Source organism: Haloferax sp. AS1 (assembly GCF_014530665.1).
In the GTDB taxonomy this organism is placed as follows: Archaea; Halobacteriota; Halobacteria; order Halobacteriales; family Haloferacaceae; genus Haloferax; species Haloferax volcanii.
Map to the genome: position 1 here is coordinate 2461578 of NZ_SPSA01000001.1, position 12810 is coordinate 2474387.

Here is a 12810-nt window from a genome sequence, read left to right on the forward strand (position 1 = left end):
TTTATTCCTCGTCGTCTTCGTCGGCGTCGGCCGATTCCTCGGCTTCAGCCGCTTCTTCCGCGCGTTCGGAGAGTTCGGCGTCGCCGCCGGCCTCTTCGATGAGTTCGACGGCACCGGCCGTGAAGGCGTCGGCGACGACGTGCAGTTCGTTGCGAACCTGCCCGCCGCCGAGCACCTTCACGACGTCCGCTTCCCAGCCGTCCTCGGCCACGTCGCGGGCGTCGATGACGTAGGTGTCGCCGTCCTTCTCGGCGACTCCGTCGGCCGCGAGGAGCGCCGCGTCCTCGTCGAGCTTCTGGACCTTGACTTCAGCGACGTCGTCCTGCAGGACGTCCGGTCGCTTGAAGCCGTGCTTGCCGAGCGGCTCGTAGTTGTGGAACTCGTGTTTGTCGCGTCCGGCGCGGCCGCGACCGCCGCGGTGACCGGCACCGCGTCGGTTCTTGTGCGTACCGCCGCTGTGCGTGCGGGAACCGCGTTGGCGTCGCTTCTTGGACGTCATCGCATGTCCTCCAGGAGTTCGTCGATCTGTTCGGTGCTGTGCTTACCGAGCTGGCCGCCTTCCTTGGTGACGTGCTTCTGTCCGCGGTGGCCGCCGCGCGGCGGGTGCAGACGAAGCACGGGGGAGACGCCCTGCTCTCGCAGCGTCGTCTCCTCGCCGACGATGGCCTGCGCGAGCGCAGCCACGTCGTCGTAGTCGGTGTTCTCGGAGACCCACTCGTCGGTGATGTCGCCGTCGCCCTCCTCGGGCTCGGCGCGCGTGCTGATGAGGGTCTCGACGACGTCGACGCTCGGCTCGCCGTGCGCGACAAAGTCGTTGACCTTCGAAATCATCCCGCGGTAGGCGTCGGTCTCGGGCACGAACGTCGCGTGATTCACGCGGTGGATGTTGAGCATCGTGAGCGTGTCGCGGACGTCCTGTGCGATGTTGACCTCACCGCGAAGCTGAACGATAGCCTGCATTATTCGCGCACCTCCTGACGGACTTCACGAGCGCGCTGCGGAGTACGGGACTGCGACGCGTTCTTGAGTGCGTTGTAGGTCGCCTTCGCGAGGTTGACCGTGGTCCGGGTGTTCCCGTCGCTCTTGGTCCAGGCGTCCTGGACGCCGGCGAGTTCGAGGATGTTCCGGACGGTCTCTGCGGCCGCGAGGCCGAGACCCTGCGGGGCGGGGATAATACGGACCGTCACGGAGCCGGCCTTCCCCTCTGCCTTGCGCGAGAGGGAGTTGAGGCCGCCTGCGCGGTCTTCCCACGACCCCGAGCCGCGGTCTACCTTGATGATGTTCAGTTTCGCCACCTCGATGGCTTTCTGGATGGCACCGCCGACCTGGTCGTCGCGGGCCTCAGCGTAGCCGAGGTAGCCGTCACGGTTCCCGACTGCGACGACACACCGGAACTTCACCCGGCGGCCGGAGTCGGTCATGCGCTGGACCATGTTGATGTCGAGCACCTCGTCGTCCAGTCCGGGAAGGAGCTGGTCGACGAGCTGGGGTTCCTTGAGCGGAAGTCCCGTCTCGAGCGCCTGGTCCATCGACGTGACGTCGCCGTTCTGCACCATGCGGCCGAGCCGCGTTCGCGGCTCCCAGCCGTTGTTATTGCTGCTCATTCGTCCTCCTGAAGGTTCCCGAGCACTTCGTCGAAGTGGTCGGGGAGGTTCGTGGCATCGAACTCTCCACTGTAGAGCGGCTCGTCGAGCTGCTCTGCGTACTCGGCGATGTGGACACCGCGGTTGCGGTCCCAGTCAGCGAGTACTGCATCGTTGTGGGGGATTTCGAGGCCAGCGTCGATAGCACCCTCCTGCACCGCGAAGACCTTGTTTCCGGGCGTGGCCGTGTTGAGGCCGATGTCGAGGACCGCTTCCTCGACGCCGGCGGCCAGCGCCCGCTTACCTGCCAGATACCCCGTGAGGTACGCGCTCGGGAGGTTGCCCGTGGGGGCTTCCCAGCCGTACTCGTCGAGGTCGGCAGAGGTCGCTGCAGCGTGGGTCTCGTCGCCCTGCGGGCCCGGAGTGACCAGCTGCGCCCTGACGTGCTTGTTGCTCACGCGAGCAACGAGGCGGGGCTTGCCCGATTTCAGCAGGCGCAACCTTTGATGGTAATCGGTCCGGACTTCGCGGCGACGCCGCATCGGAACCTTGTATCGTGGTCCGGTCGCCATTATTGAATCTCCACCTGGTAGTTGTTCTGAATGTATGCTTCGAGCCGGTCCACGCTATCGAATTCGCCACCGGACGCCTTGTTGTAGAGCGTGCGGTACTGGGAACGGTCGAGCGTTCCGTCCTCGCGAAGCTCCTTCAGGCGACGGCGCTGGGCGCGGATTCGGCTGACCCATGCGTCCTTCTTGTTCTGTCGAGCGCCGGAACGGCCCTTGCGGGAGCCGGCACCCTTGCGGTGACCGTAGGAACGCTTGGCGGCGCGCTCGCGTGCGCGACCTTTCGAGTTGCCCTTGGCGTCCTTGGCGCGAATCGTGCCCTCGTCGACGAGTTCACGGATGTCTTCGCGCGTGATGGCCTCCGCGATTTCGGCCTGTTCTTCGGGGTCGAACCACACTCGGCTTTTGCCGACGTCGAGGACGTCGGCCGCCATTCGCTTCTGCGCTTTGAGGTCCGTCATCAGTTATCCACCTCGACTTCGACGTAGGTGGGGTTGAGGACGCGAATCTCGCGGTCCTCACACGCTTCCTCGATGCGCTCGCGCTTGCGCGCGCCGACCGAGGAGGCGATGCGAACTGCCTGCGTATCGCCGTCGATGCCTTCGAGGTCGTCCGTGTTGAACACGCGGACCTCCTCGAAGCCCGACGGGTGAAGGCCGCGGGCGGCCTTCGGCGTGCGGTAGCCCGCCTCGACCTTGGCGCCCTTGCCCTTGATGCCGATACGCTGTTTGGAGAGACCACCACGGGGGCGACGCCACGACGTGGGCGTGCGCTTCTTCTTGTGGTAGTCCTGCCGGTTGAACTGCGGCTTGCCCTCGCGGCGCTTCTGCGCCAGGGCTTCCGCGGTTTCGTCGTCGAGCTGGGGCTTCTTGTCCGCGTGACCGCGGGGCTGAAGCTCCGTCTCGACTGCTTCGGCTTCCTCTTCCTCAGGCTCGGCTTCGGACTCGTCTTCGACTTCGGCCTCGGCCTCGTCGGAGACCTCGAGGCCACCGACGTCGGCTTTGATACGCGCGGCGAGCGCGTTCCCGATGCCGTCGACCTCGGCCAGTTCGGACTGGCTCGCGGCCTGTACGTCGTCGACGCTCTCGAAGCCGGCTTCGCGGAGCGCGTCGGCCTTCGACGGGCCGACGCCGCTGATGTCTTCGAGTTCGGTGATTTCTTCCGACATTAGGCATCACCAGTCTGCGGTTTCTGGGTGATGTACACGCCGTCGGTGAACACGCGAGTGTCCTTGTCCTTGACGCGGGTGAGTTGTTCGATGTCGGCGGCGGTCTGCCCGACGTCCTCCTTGTTGGAGCCCGTCAGGGTGAGTTCTTCGCCGTCGACCTGTACGTCCGTGTCGCCGCGAATCTGCGCTCGTCGCGGGGACTTCTCGCCGAGGAAGTTCTTGATGACCACGTCGCTGCCTTCCACGCTGACCTGCATCGGGAAGTGAGCGTAGTGGACTTCCATCTTGTACTCCCACCCCTCGGTCGCGCCGTGAAGCATGTTGTTCACGTGGCTCTCGAAGGTACCGATGGTCGCGTTGGTCTTCGCGTTCTCGACGTCGCTCTCGATGACGACAGCGCCGTCTTCGGCGGAGACCGAGACGTTCGGGTACCAGAGGCGCTTGGTGACGCTTCCGTTGGGGCCCTCGATGGTGAGCTCGAGGTTCTTGACCTCGGCGGATACCTCGTCCGGGATTTCGATTTCTATTCGGCTCATTGTACTAGTAGACGTAGGCGATGATCTGGCCACCGATGCCCTTCTCGCGGGCCTCGTAGTGGCTCATGACGCCGTGGCTCGTCGTGACGATGAGCGCGCCGTAGTCACGGGCGGGGAGGAATCGCTTCTCCCATTTCTCGAAGTCGTCGGCTCCGGCGGAATACCGGGGCTTGACGACGCCACAATCGTTGATTGCGCCTTTCAGTTCAACCTCGAACAGACCGGCCTTGCCGTCGTCGACGAACTCGAAGCCGTCGATGTACCCGCGGTCGTAGAAGACCTCGAGGACGGAGCCGATGATGTTGGAGGCGGGCTGGATCTCGTGGGACAGGTGTCCGACGCTCTCGGCGTTGTCCACACCGGAGAGCGCGCTACTGAGTGGGTCGTTGTCAGCCATTGCTTATCGGTACTTCTTGAATCCCATCTCGCGGGCGATCTCTCGGAAGCACTGGCGGCACAGGTTGATGTCGTACTTGCTGACAAGTCCCTGCTTTCGACCGCAGCGCCGGCACTCGTTCTCCTGGCCGGTGCGGCGGGACGCGTGCTCGCCCGTCTGTTCTGTTTCGCTATCGCTCATTCTTCAACCTCCACGTCGAACGTGGACTCGATGAACGCGACGGCGTCCTCGACGGTCATCCGGTGGGACGACGGAATCTGACGGGAACGCTTGTCGCGCTTTTTCACTCGGTAGCCGGGGCGGACGAGGTTGACCGTCACGTCCAGCCCGTAGATACCGATCTGCGGGTCGTACTCCTGGCTCGGGAACTCCGTGTGCTCTTCGACGCCGAAGCCGAAGTTGCCGGTCTCGTCGAACGACGAGACGGAGAGGTCCGCGATGGGGAGTGCGGTTTCGAGGAACTCGACGGCGGTGTCACCGCGAAGAGTGACCTTCGCGCCGACGGGTTCGCCGCGGCGAACGCCGAAGTCCTGTGAGGCGCGGCCGGAGATCGTGCGAACGCTCTCCTGACCGGTGATCTCTTCGAGGATGTCTTCGGCCTTGGCGAGTTCGCGACCACCTTCGCCGACGCCCATGTGGACGACGACCTTCTCGATGCGCGGGTCGCGCATCTCGTGGAAGTCAGCCTCGCTCATTCGTCATCACCGCCGTCAGCAGCCTGACGTGCTTCGGACTCGTCGTCCGAACCCGTGAAGTTCTCGTCGATGACGACGACGTACTGTTCGACCGTCTCGAACTCGCCGTCTTCGGTCTCGACGACAACGGAGTTGTTTCCGCTGCCGGGCGTGACGATGATCTCGGTGACCTCGCCGATTTCGCCGGCGTGCTGGCCGTTGACGGCCGTGACGAGCGCGCCTTCCTCGTAGGGGAAGTGCGCGACGACATCCTTCGTCTCGTTGTCGACGACGATGGAGTCCTTGCCGCTGTACTCCGAGGCGTCCTCGACGACGAGGGTCGCTCCGTCGTGGAGCGTCAGCTGGAAGTCGCCACCGCTGACCTGCGTCTTGTTCACAATCTTGCCGAGACGGCTGGATGCCGAGTCGGCGTCGATGGGCGTCAGCGCCAGGCGGCCTCCCTCGTCGGGGAAGACGCGGTAGTACTCCTCTCGCTGGACGAACGCCAGGATGTCGAACATCCCGATGGGACGGCGGACGTCGGAGGCCACGTCGCCGTTGACCAGAATGCTCTGGTGGTTGAGGGCGTACTGGGCCTCCTTCTTCGAGTCAACGTAGCCGAGCACGTCGCGCAGGACGATGATGAGGGGAACCCCCGCCTCGCCGTGCGGACCCGCTCCGGCCTTGACCGTGAACGTGCCTGTCTTGCGCTCGACCGGCCAGGACTTCGGTACGGACAGTCGCTTCTGGTGTCGAGTCATTCGTTATCCTCCTTGAGTCGGGCCTCGCGCACGTCGTCTTCGAGGTCCAGTTCCGTCACGCGGACGTTACTGGCCTGAAGGGGGCGTGGGACCTCCTCGCCGTCGGCTTTCTCAACGACGACACCGTCAACGTAGATGACGGCGTCGGTGAGGTCGACCTCGGTGACTTCGCTTTCTTCGCCGGCGAAGTCGCCGCGGAGCACCTCGACCGTGTCGCCCGCGTTGACGCGGACGTTACGGCTGCCGTACTCCTCGCGGAGGTCGGCCGACAGCGGTGCGCGGACCTGCTTTTGCCGCTCGTGGAGCGGCGCGTCGCGAATCTGGGTTCGCTGTTTGCGCGGTTGTCGAGTCATACTATACAATCATCGTAGCCGTCGATGCGATACTCCCGAAGCGCTCGGCGACTTCGCGTGCGACGGGACCCTTGATTTCGGTCCCGCGAGGCTCTTCCATCTCGTCGATGATGACGGCGGCGTTGTCCTCGAACTTCACACGCGTGCCATCGGGCCGGCGGATGGATTTCCGCTGGCGGACGATGACCGCTTCGAGCACCTGGCGGCGCATCTCGGGGGTACCTTTGGTGACCGAGACGGTCACCTTGTCCCCGATGCCTGCCTTGGGGTGGCGGTTCTTCGTGCCGGAGTAACCCGCGACGCTGATAATCTTCAGTTCACGAGCGCCGGTGTTGTCGGCGCACGTGACCAGCGAGCCACGGGCGACACCCTTGGTGATGTCCGCTTTGAGCGCTTCCATCACTCGTCACCTCCCATAATCTCGACGACGACGTGAGATTTCGTCTTCGAGAGAGGTCGGGTCTCCGCAATCGTTACTTCGTCACCGACAGCGACGTCGTCGAGCACGCCCGGCACGTGTGCCGGGATGCGGGAACGTCGCTTCATGTAGCGGTCGTACTTCGGAACGAATACGTCGTACTCCCGCTCGACGATGACGGTCTTTGCCATGTCCGTCGAGACGACCGTCCCCTCCAGGGTCTGACCCCGGACGGAGAGCGAGCCGTAGAACGGACATTTTTCGTAGTCGTAAGCCTCGGAATCGTCAGGTTCCGGAGGCATTGGAACGTCAAGTCCTATCGCCATTTCGAGTCACCAGTAGTTTCGGTGCGCAGGGCGGGTCGTGAGAGCAGTTGTGCGCCATCCACCGTAACGTAGGCCACGCCCTCGCAATTCCCCGAGGGGGAAGCCGCCGATGATGAGTCGGCGAGCCGATCAGACTGACTGGCATCAAATCCGCCAGTAGTATCCGACCGAAGTTTGGACGCGGTCCCCGACGCCTTCGCAGCGTCGGCGGCTTCATCTGTACGCGGAATCGCAAATTCGAAGGTCGCCCCTCGCTTTGGCACCTGCCGCACCCGAGACCCGTCGTCGACCATGAACGTGTGCATCGTCTCGACGACGATGCGACCGGCTATTCCGACGAGGTCGGGGTTCGCCGCGTCGACGACCTCCACGTGGAGGCCGTTGAGTTCGTGTCGCGTGAGGGTCTCGGGTGTCAGTGGCATTATTCTTCGTCGAGGTCGCCTTCTTCGCCCTGAATCGTCTTGATTCGGGCGATGGTCTTTTTCAGTTCAGAGACGCGGCCGGGGTTCTCCGGCGCGCCACCCGCGGCCTGCACGGCCTTCGCGTTGAGCAGCTCCGTTTCGAGCTCTTCGAGCTCGGCGGTGCGCTCTGCGGGCGTCATGTCGCGAATCTCTTCGGTGTAGAGGATCGCCATTTATTCTTCCTCCGTTTCGTCGTCGTCTTCGTCTTCCATCTCCGCGACGAGGTCGGCCGCCTCTTCGGCGACGTCTTCGTCGAGTTCTTCGTCGTCGTCGACGACTTCCTCGACCGCTTCCTCGTCGTCGGCATCGTCGACGACTTCCTCTTCGACGGCTTCGACGGCCGCTTCCTCGACGACGTCTTCGTCGACGGCGTCCGTCTCGGCGTCGGCGTCGGCGTCCTCGGAGACGTCCGGAACCTCTTCCGGCTCCTCTTCGAGGAGGTCCTCGACGCTTTCGGTCTCTTCGATCTGTTCGACCGCGTCGGGGTTGGCGTCTTCCTCGACTTCGAAGTCGTCGGGGAGTCGCGCACCCGGCGGGATGATTTTGACCGTCACGCCGATGGTACCGAGCTTCATGACTGCGACGCCCTGACCCTCGTCGACGATCTCCTGTGCGGGCTCGCCGTTGTGCTTGATGTAGCCGCGGTTGAACTTCTCGACGCGGGAGCGAGCGCCCGTGACCTTCCCGGAGAGGACGATTTCGGCACCGAGTGCGCCGGCGTCCATGATGCGGTCGATGGTCGTGTGGCCCGCCTTACGGAAGTACCAACCGCGCTCGAGCGCGTTGGCGAGGCGGTCGGCGACGATCCGGGCGTTGAGGTCCGGTTCGTCGACTTCCTGCACGTCGATCTGGGGGTCGTCGAGGTTGAACCGCTCTTCGAGTTCGCGGGTGACCTTACGGATGTTCTTCCCGCCTTTCCCGATGACCATCCCGGGCTTTTCGGCCTTGAGCACGATCTGCGTGCCCATCGGCGTCTTGGCGACGTCCATGCCGCCGTAGCCCGCTCGACCGAGCTCTTCTGCGAAGAACTCGTCGATTTGGGACCGCTGCAGTCCGTTCTCGATGAATTGGTGTTCGTCAGCCATTATTCCTCGACCTCTTCGATGATGAGTTCGACGTCACAGATTGGGGTGTTCCACGGGTCCGCCCGACCGAAGGCGCGGGGCTTGCGACCCTGACGCTCGCCGACCTTGTGGGCGGCGACGTGCTTGATCTCCATGGCCGGTCCGTCGAACCCCTGTTCGGTCGCGTTGTTGCGAACGTTTTCGAGGAGTTCGAGGAACGCCTTGGACGCCTTCTCGGGGTACCGTCCCGCGTCCCAGCCGTCGATGTCGCTTCGGTGACCGACGCCGGAGTTGTGCTGCTTGAACGGAACCGACCGCTCGCCGTCGATGACGGCTTCGAGGTACTCCTCTGCGTCGGCGACGGGCATCCCCTTGATGGCGCGGGAGATGGCCTTGCTGTGCTTGATGCTGATGGGCCGGTCCCGGAGCATACCCTTGGCCGTGGTGTCCGGGTCGGCCTCGACGCTGTAGTTGATTCCCATGGTTTACTTGAGGGGCACGAACTTCGAAGACCGGGTCGCGCCGATACCGGCCTGACCGTGCTCGACCGAGCTACGGGTCAGCTGGAACTCGCCCAGGTAGTGACCGATCATCTCGGGCTGAATCTGGGTGCGTTCGAACTCCTGACCGGTGTAGACGGCGAAGGTGAGACCGACGAATTCGGGGAGAATCGGCATGTCGCGCAGGTGCGTTCGAATGGGCGCGTTGGCCGTCTCCTCTTCCGTCTTGTCCTGAGCCTTCGCGAGCAGCTTCTCGTGCTCGGCCGACAGGCCTCGGGTGATGGTTCGCCGCTGACGAGCGGGGAGCAGTTCCGCGACCTCGTCGAGCTCCATCTCCTGCAGCTCGTCGAGCGTGTAGCCGCGGTAGGTGAACTCACCTTCGCGGCCGGTGCGGTATTGCGTACTCATGGTTACTTACCTCCCTTGCCACCGCGACCGGTGCGTTTGGAGGCGATGTCACCGACCTTCCGGCCCGGCGGAGCGTTCCGCGAGACGGACTTCGGCTGACCGGGGTGCTGCCGGCCGCCGCCACCGAACGGGTGGTCGACGGCGTTCATAGCAACACCACGCACGCGCGGCCACTTGATACCGCGCGCTTTCATCTTGTGGTACTTCTTCCCTGCCTTGACGAACGGCTTCTCCGTGCGGCCGCCACCGGCGACGACGCCGATGGTGGCTCGGCAGTTGGGGTTGAGGCGCTTGACCTCGCCCGACGGGAGCTTCACGATAGCGACCTTGCGGTCGTGCGAGAGCAGCTGCGCGCTCACGCCGGAGGCGCGGGCGAACTTCCCGCCGTCGCCGGGCTGGTGCTCGACGTTACAGACGGGAACACCCTCGGGAATCTCGGCGAGCGGCAGCGTGTTGCCGGGCTTGATCTCGGCGGAGACGCCGATCTGAAGCTCTTCGCCGACGCTGATGCCCTCGGGCGCGAGAATCATGCGCTGTTCGTCCTCGAACTCGACGAGGGCGATGGGCGCACTGCGTGCGGGGTCGTGCTCGATGCCGACGACCGTCCCCGAGATGGTGTCTTTGTCTTCGGACTTCTTGTGCGACAGTTCGGCCTTGTAGCGGTGCGACGGTGCCCGGAACGTGGACGTACCGCGACCGCGACGCTGGCCCTGAATTCGGCGTCCCATGGTTAGAACACCCCGATACGCGACGCGACTTCCTGCGCGTCGTCGTCTTCAGAGAGACGAACTGTTGCTTTCTTTTTGCCTTTCATCGTGACCTGCGTGTTGACCTTCTCGACGGTCACGTCGTAGCGCGACTCGACTTCCGACTTGACGTCGGACTTCGTCGAGTCGATGTGGACGATGAACTGGAGCTTGTTGTCGAAGTCCATCTGGTTCATCGCCTTTTCCGTGACCAGCGGGTGTTCGATGATGCTCATCGTTCTGCGACCTCCTCGAGCGCGCTCTCGGTGAACAGCGTGAGGCGACCGGCGTGGGTGCCGGGCGCGAGGTCCTCGGCGGAGACGTTCGCCGCGGTGGCGACGTCGACGCCGGCGAGGTTGCGAGCCGCCTTCGAGGGCTCGTCGGCCGTCACGAAGAGGATGGACTTCGGACGGGTGTACTTGCGACCGCGGAGCTTGCCCTGGCCGCTCTTGACCTTCTTGTTCTCCTCGGAGCGCTCGATGTCGTCGTAGACGCCGAGCGACTGCAGGAGGTCGACGACCTCCTGCGTCTTGACGAGGTCCTCGAAGTCGTCGGAGACGACGAGGGGGAGCTCGACGTCGTCGTCGAAGCGGTGACCGCGCTCGGCGACCAGCTCGGGGTCCGTCGTGGCGGCGAGCGCCGAGCGGACGGCGAGCTTACGCTCCTTCGTGTTGATCTCCTTCCCCTGGTCCTTCTCGGCCTTCGGCGGGTGAGCGCGACGGCCGGAGACGGCGTGCGGGACGCGTCGGGCGACGCCGTTCTGGCGTGGGTCGTGGGACATCCCACGGCCGCTGCCCATGGACTCTGCCGGGGTTCGAAGTCCGGCGTAGGGGTCGGCACCGTACGGCTGTTTTCGGTTTGCCTGCGCGGCGATGACGGCACGCTTGATGAGGTCCGGACGGTAAGCCGTCTCGAAGACCTCGGGCAGGTCGATGCTGCCCGCGTCGTCGCCGTTCAGGTCTCGGATAGTTGCCTGCATGGTTTAACCCTGGTTCGATGCGGTAGAGACGTAGCGCACCTCGGGGTCGAGGCGCGGCTGGTCGTTCGGCCGGATGGCCGGGCGGAACCGCAGGAGGCGCTTGTTGGGGCCCGGCAGCGAGCCCTTGATGAGCGCGTACGAGCCGTCGACCTCGCCGTAGTTGACGAAGCCACCTTCGACGGAGGCGTCGTCGCCCTCACCGAGGTCGATGAGGCGCTTGTTGAGCTCGGTGCGCTGGTGGTAACCGGTCTGACCGAGCTGCGGAACCGTAGAGCGGACACGGGACGGGTTCCAGGGGCCGAGGTTGCCAATACGGCGTCTCCAGCCCTGGCGGGCGTGCTTGCCCTTACGCTTCTGGACGCCCCATCGCTTGACGGGACCCTGCGTACCCTTACCCTTCGTGACACCCGCGGCGTCGAGGTACTCGCCGGCGCGGAACACGTCGGACATCTCGTGTTCGCCGCCCTCGGCAACGAGGTCGAGGGCGAAGTCGGCGCGCTCCACCATGGAGCCGCCGCCGACGCGAGTCTCCATCACGTCGGGCTTCTTCTTGGGCACGTTCGCGAGCTCGGAGGGCACCGTGTGCGTGATGACGCGAAGGTCATCGACTTCGCCGGCCTCGACGGCCTCGCGAAGCGCGTCGGCGTCCGAGTCGAACGTGTCTTCTGCCGGCAGGTCGAGGACGCGGTCGAGTTCGTCGTGGAACTCGCCCGCCCAGACCTCGGTCTGCGGCTTCATACCGTACGGCGTCTGCTCGTAGGCGCGAAGGGCGACGGCGCGCATCGGCGGCGTCTCGACGACGGTCACCGGGACGGACTCCTCCATTCCTTCGCGGGGGGAGTCTGCCTCGTCGTTGACCATCATCACGTGGGTCATACCGGCCTTGTAACCGGCGAAGCCCTGCAGCGCTGGGGAGCCGTCGTCGGACGGCCACGACTTGATGCGTGGAACCTCCTTGACTGCTCGCTTGCGCGGGCTGAAGCCCATCGAGCCTTTTCGTGGTCTGCTTGGTTGTGGCATGGATTCACTCCGTGAGTGTCAGGGAGGCGAGGGAGGCGAACATCGCTTCCTCCGTTCGCACGACCTCGCTGCCCTGTCGCGGAATCGTATTGAGCCAGAGGTCGAACCCCGGACCAACGGAAGGTTCGACGTCTGCAACATCCTCGGGAGGCATCCCGAGCATGTCCGGAAGCCCACGGCCCGGCGACCCGAAGACGACGGTCATGCCGCCGGCATCGGTGATGCGGGCCGTCAAGTCGCCCAATGTGGGGACCGACAGCGGTTCGCCATAGCGAGACGTGGCGATTCGCACGCCCGCATCCGGCCTGCCGAGTGCTTCTGTGAGGTCCATGCGGGATACGTCGAAGCCCGGGAGGGGCTCGTCGACGATCCGCGCACGGACCGGTTCTCGCGAAGAGATCCTGACAGCGACGCGCTCTCCCTCTGTGAGGTCCATCCCGGGAGGGACGAACAGGGAGATCGGGTGTTGCATTCCGCAATTGACCCGAACGCGGTCGTCAGGTCCGACCTCGGTCACGATTCCTTCTCGCAACGCGGGCGACTCGTCGGAGTCGTCCGCGGTCGTAGACGCGACGAGAACGGGCGGCAGGATACCAGCGTAGCGGAGTTCGTCGCGCTTGCCCCAGACCTCTTTGCGGAGGTAGGGGGGCGTCGCGGCGTACCGAAGTACGGTTTCGACGAACTCGCCGCCCCAGTTGTTCTCGCCGTCTTCGTCGGGGAAGACGACGAGTTCGTTCGCCCGGAAGACCGCCGCCGCGCGGGCGACGTAGCCGAGTTTGCGAGTTGCCTCGCGTTTGTCTTCGGCTTCCCGGACGAGTGAGGACGGCACGAGTACGCTGAGTTTCATGCC

The 12810-nt window shown here is 64.7% G+C and carries 24 protein-coding genes; all 24 read right to left on the minus strand.

From position 1 onward, the window contains the following. Position 1: 1 nt before the first annotated feature. The 24 genes from E4P24_RS12900 to E4P24_RS13015 are packed head-to-tail and all read right to left on the minus strand — an operon-like array spanning position 2 to position 12807. Positions 2–499 carry an uL15m family ribosomal protein gene (locus E4P24_RS12900; protein WP_004042560.1) on the minus strand — a complete coding sequence of 166 codons (498 nt, stop codon included), beginning with the start codon at positions 497–499 and terminating at the stop codon, positions 2–4. After that, positions 496–960: a 50S ribosomal protein L30 gene (locus E4P24_RS12905; RefSeq protein WP_188148560.1), complete on the minus strand. Its 465-nt coding sequence runs from the start codon at positions 958–960 to the stop codon at positions 496–498. Before E4P24_RS12905 ends, E4P24_RS12900 begins: the two co-directional genes overlap by 4 nt. Further along, positions 960–1604 carry a 30S ribosomal protein S5 gene (locus E4P24_RS12910; RefSeq protein ID WP_008605703.1) on the minus strand — a complete coding sequence of 215 codons (645 nt, stop codon included), beginning with the start codon at positions 1602–1604 and terminating at the stop codon, positions 960–962. Before E4P24_RS12910 ends, E4P24_RS12905 begins: the two co-directional genes overlap by 1 nt. After that, positions 1601–2155, minus strand: a complete 555-nt coding sequence (locus E4P24_RS12915) for a 50S ribosomal protein L18 (RefSeq protein WP_004062419.1) — start codon at positions 2153–2155, stop codon at positions 1601–1603. Before E4P24_RS12915 ends, E4P24_RS12910 begins: the two co-directional genes overlap by 4 nt. Then, complete coding sequence (locus tag E4P24_RS12920) at positions 2155–2610, minus strand: 50S ribosomal protein L19e (protein ID WP_004042571.1); 456 nt, start codon at positions 2608–2610, stop codon at positions 2155–2157. The genes E4P24_RS12915 and E4P24_RS12920 overlap by 1 nt, the downstream gene beginning before the upstream one ends. Then, positions 2610–3317: a 50S ribosomal protein L32e gene (locus E4P24_RS12925; protein WP_004042573.1), complete on the minus strand. Its 708-nt coding sequence runs from the start codon at positions 3315–3317 to the stop codon at positions 2610–2612. Before E4P24_RS12925 ends, E4P24_RS12920 begins: the two co-directional genes overlap by 1 nt. Then, on the minus strand, positions 3317–3853 hold the full coding sequence (locus E4P24_RS12930; RefSeq protein WP_004042575.1) for a 50S ribosomal protein L6: 537 nt from the start codon (positions 3851–3853) through the stop codon (positions 3317–3319). Before E4P24_RS12930 ends, E4P24_RS12925 begins: the two co-directional genes overlap by 1 nt. 4 nt (positions 3854–3857) lie before the next feature. Further along, complete coding sequence (locus E4P24_RS12935) at positions 3858–4250, minus strand: 30S ribosomal protein S8 (protein WP_004042581.1); 393 nt, start codon at positions 4248–4250, stop codon at positions 3858–3860. Between the two features lie 3 nt (positions 4251–4253). Next, entirely contained in the window at positions 4254–4430 is a 177-nt protein-coding gene (locus E4P24_RS12940) for a 30S ribosomal protein S14 (RefSeq protein WP_004042587.1), read from the minus strand. Beyond that, positions 4427–4945, minus strand: coding sequence for a 50S ribosomal protein L5 (locus E4P24_RS12945; RefSeq protein WP_004042589.1), 519 nt, complete (start codon positions 4943–4945; stop codon positions 4427–4429). Before E4P24_RS12945 ends, E4P24_RS12940 begins: the two co-directional genes overlap by 4 nt. Next, positions 4942–5685, minus strand: a complete 744-nt coding sequence (locus E4P24_RS12950) for a 30S ribosomal protein S4e (RefSeq protein WP_115802882.1) — start codon at positions 5683–5685, stop codon at positions 4942–4944. Before E4P24_RS12950 ends, E4P24_RS12945 begins: the two co-directional genes overlap by 4 nt. Further along, a complete protein-coding gene (gene rplX / locus E4P24_RS12955; protein ID WP_004042593.1) occupies positions 5682–6038 on the minus strand; it encodes a 50S ribosomal protein L24 in 357 nt (118 codons plus the stop codon). Before rplX ends, E4P24_RS12950 begins: the two co-directional genes overlap by 4 nt. 1 nt (position 6039) lies before the next feature. Beyond that, a complete protein-coding gene (locus E4P24_RS12960; protein ID WP_004042597.1) occupies positions 6040–6438 on the minus strand; it encodes a 50S ribosomal protein L14 in 399 nt (132 codons plus the stop codon). Beyond that, positions 6438–6782, minus strand: a complete 345-nt coding sequence (locus E4P24_RS12965) for a 30S ribosomal protein S17 (protein ID WP_013035359.1) — start codon at positions 6780–6782, stop codon at positions 6438–6440. The genes E4P24_RS12960 and E4P24_RS12965 overlap by 1 nt, the downstream gene beginning before the upstream one ends. Continuing rightward, positions 6773–7204, minus strand: a complete 432-nt coding sequence (locus E4P24_RS12970) for a ribonuclease P protein component 1 (protein ID WP_004042600.1) — start codon at positions 7202–7204, stop codon at positions 6773–6775. The genes E4P24_RS12965 and E4P24_RS12970 overlap by 10 nt, the downstream gene beginning before the upstream one ends. After that, the gene (gene rpmC, locus E4P24_RS12975) at positions 7204–7416 is read right to left on the minus strand and encodes a 50S ribosomal protein L29 (protein WP_004062417.1); all 213 of its coding nucleotides are present in this window, start codon (positions 7414–7416) and stop codon (positions 7204–7206) included. The genes E4P24_RS12970 and rpmC overlap by 1 nt, the downstream gene beginning before the upstream one ends. Then, entirely contained in the window at positions 7417–8328 is a 912-nt protein-coding gene (locus E4P24_RS12980; RefSeq protein WP_004062416.1) for a 30S ribosomal protein S3, read from the minus strand. Next, the gene (locus E4P24_RS12985; protein WP_004042608.1) at positions 8328–8789 is read right to left on the minus strand and encodes a 50S ribosomal protein L22; all 462 of its coding nucleotides are present in this window, start codon (positions 8787–8789) and stop codon (positions 8328–8330) included. Before E4P24_RS12985 ends, E4P24_RS12980 begins: the two co-directional genes overlap by 1 nt. 3 nt (positions 8790–8792) lie before the next feature. Continuing rightward, on the minus strand, positions 8793–9215 hold the full coding sequence (locus E4P24_RS12990) for a 30S ribosomal protein S19 (protein ID WP_004042610.1): 423 nt from the start codon (positions 9213–9215) through the stop codon (positions 8793–8795). Between the two features lie 2 nt (positions 9216–9217). Continuing rightward, positions 9218–9943, minus strand: a complete 726-nt coding sequence (locus E4P24_RS12995) for a 50S ribosomal protein L2 (RefSeq protein ID WP_004042612.1) — start codon at positions 9941–9943, stop codon at positions 9218–9220. 2 nt (positions 9944–9945) lie between these two features. After that, the gene (locus E4P24_RS13000) at positions 9946–10197 is read right to left on the minus strand and encodes a 50S ribosomal protein L23 (protein ID WP_004042614.1); all 252 of its coding nucleotides are present in this window, start codon (positions 10195–10197) and stop codon (positions 9946–9948) included. Further along, on the minus strand, positions 10194–10940 hold the full coding sequence (gene rpl4p, locus E4P24_RS13005; protein ID WP_115802880.1) for a 50S ribosomal protein L4: 747 nt from the start codon (positions 10938–10940) through the stop codon (positions 10194–10196). Before rpl4p ends, E4P24_RS13000 begins: the two co-directional genes overlap by 4 nt. Before the next feature lie 3 nt (positions 10941–10943). Continuing rightward, positions 10944–11960, minus strand: a complete 1017-nt coding sequence (locus tag E4P24_RS13010; RefSeq protein WP_004062414.1) for a 50S ribosomal protein L3 — start codon at positions 11958–11960, stop codon at positions 10944–10946. Between the two features lie 4 nt (positions 11961–11964). Beyond that, the gene (locus E4P24_RS13015) at positions 11965–12807 is read right to left on the minus strand and encodes a putative RNA uridine N3 methyltransferase (RefSeq protein ID WP_004062413.1); all 843 of its coding nucleotides are present in this window, start codon (positions 12805–12807) and stop codon (positions 11965–11967) included. Between the last annotated feature and the right edge of the window lie 3 nt (positions 12808–12810).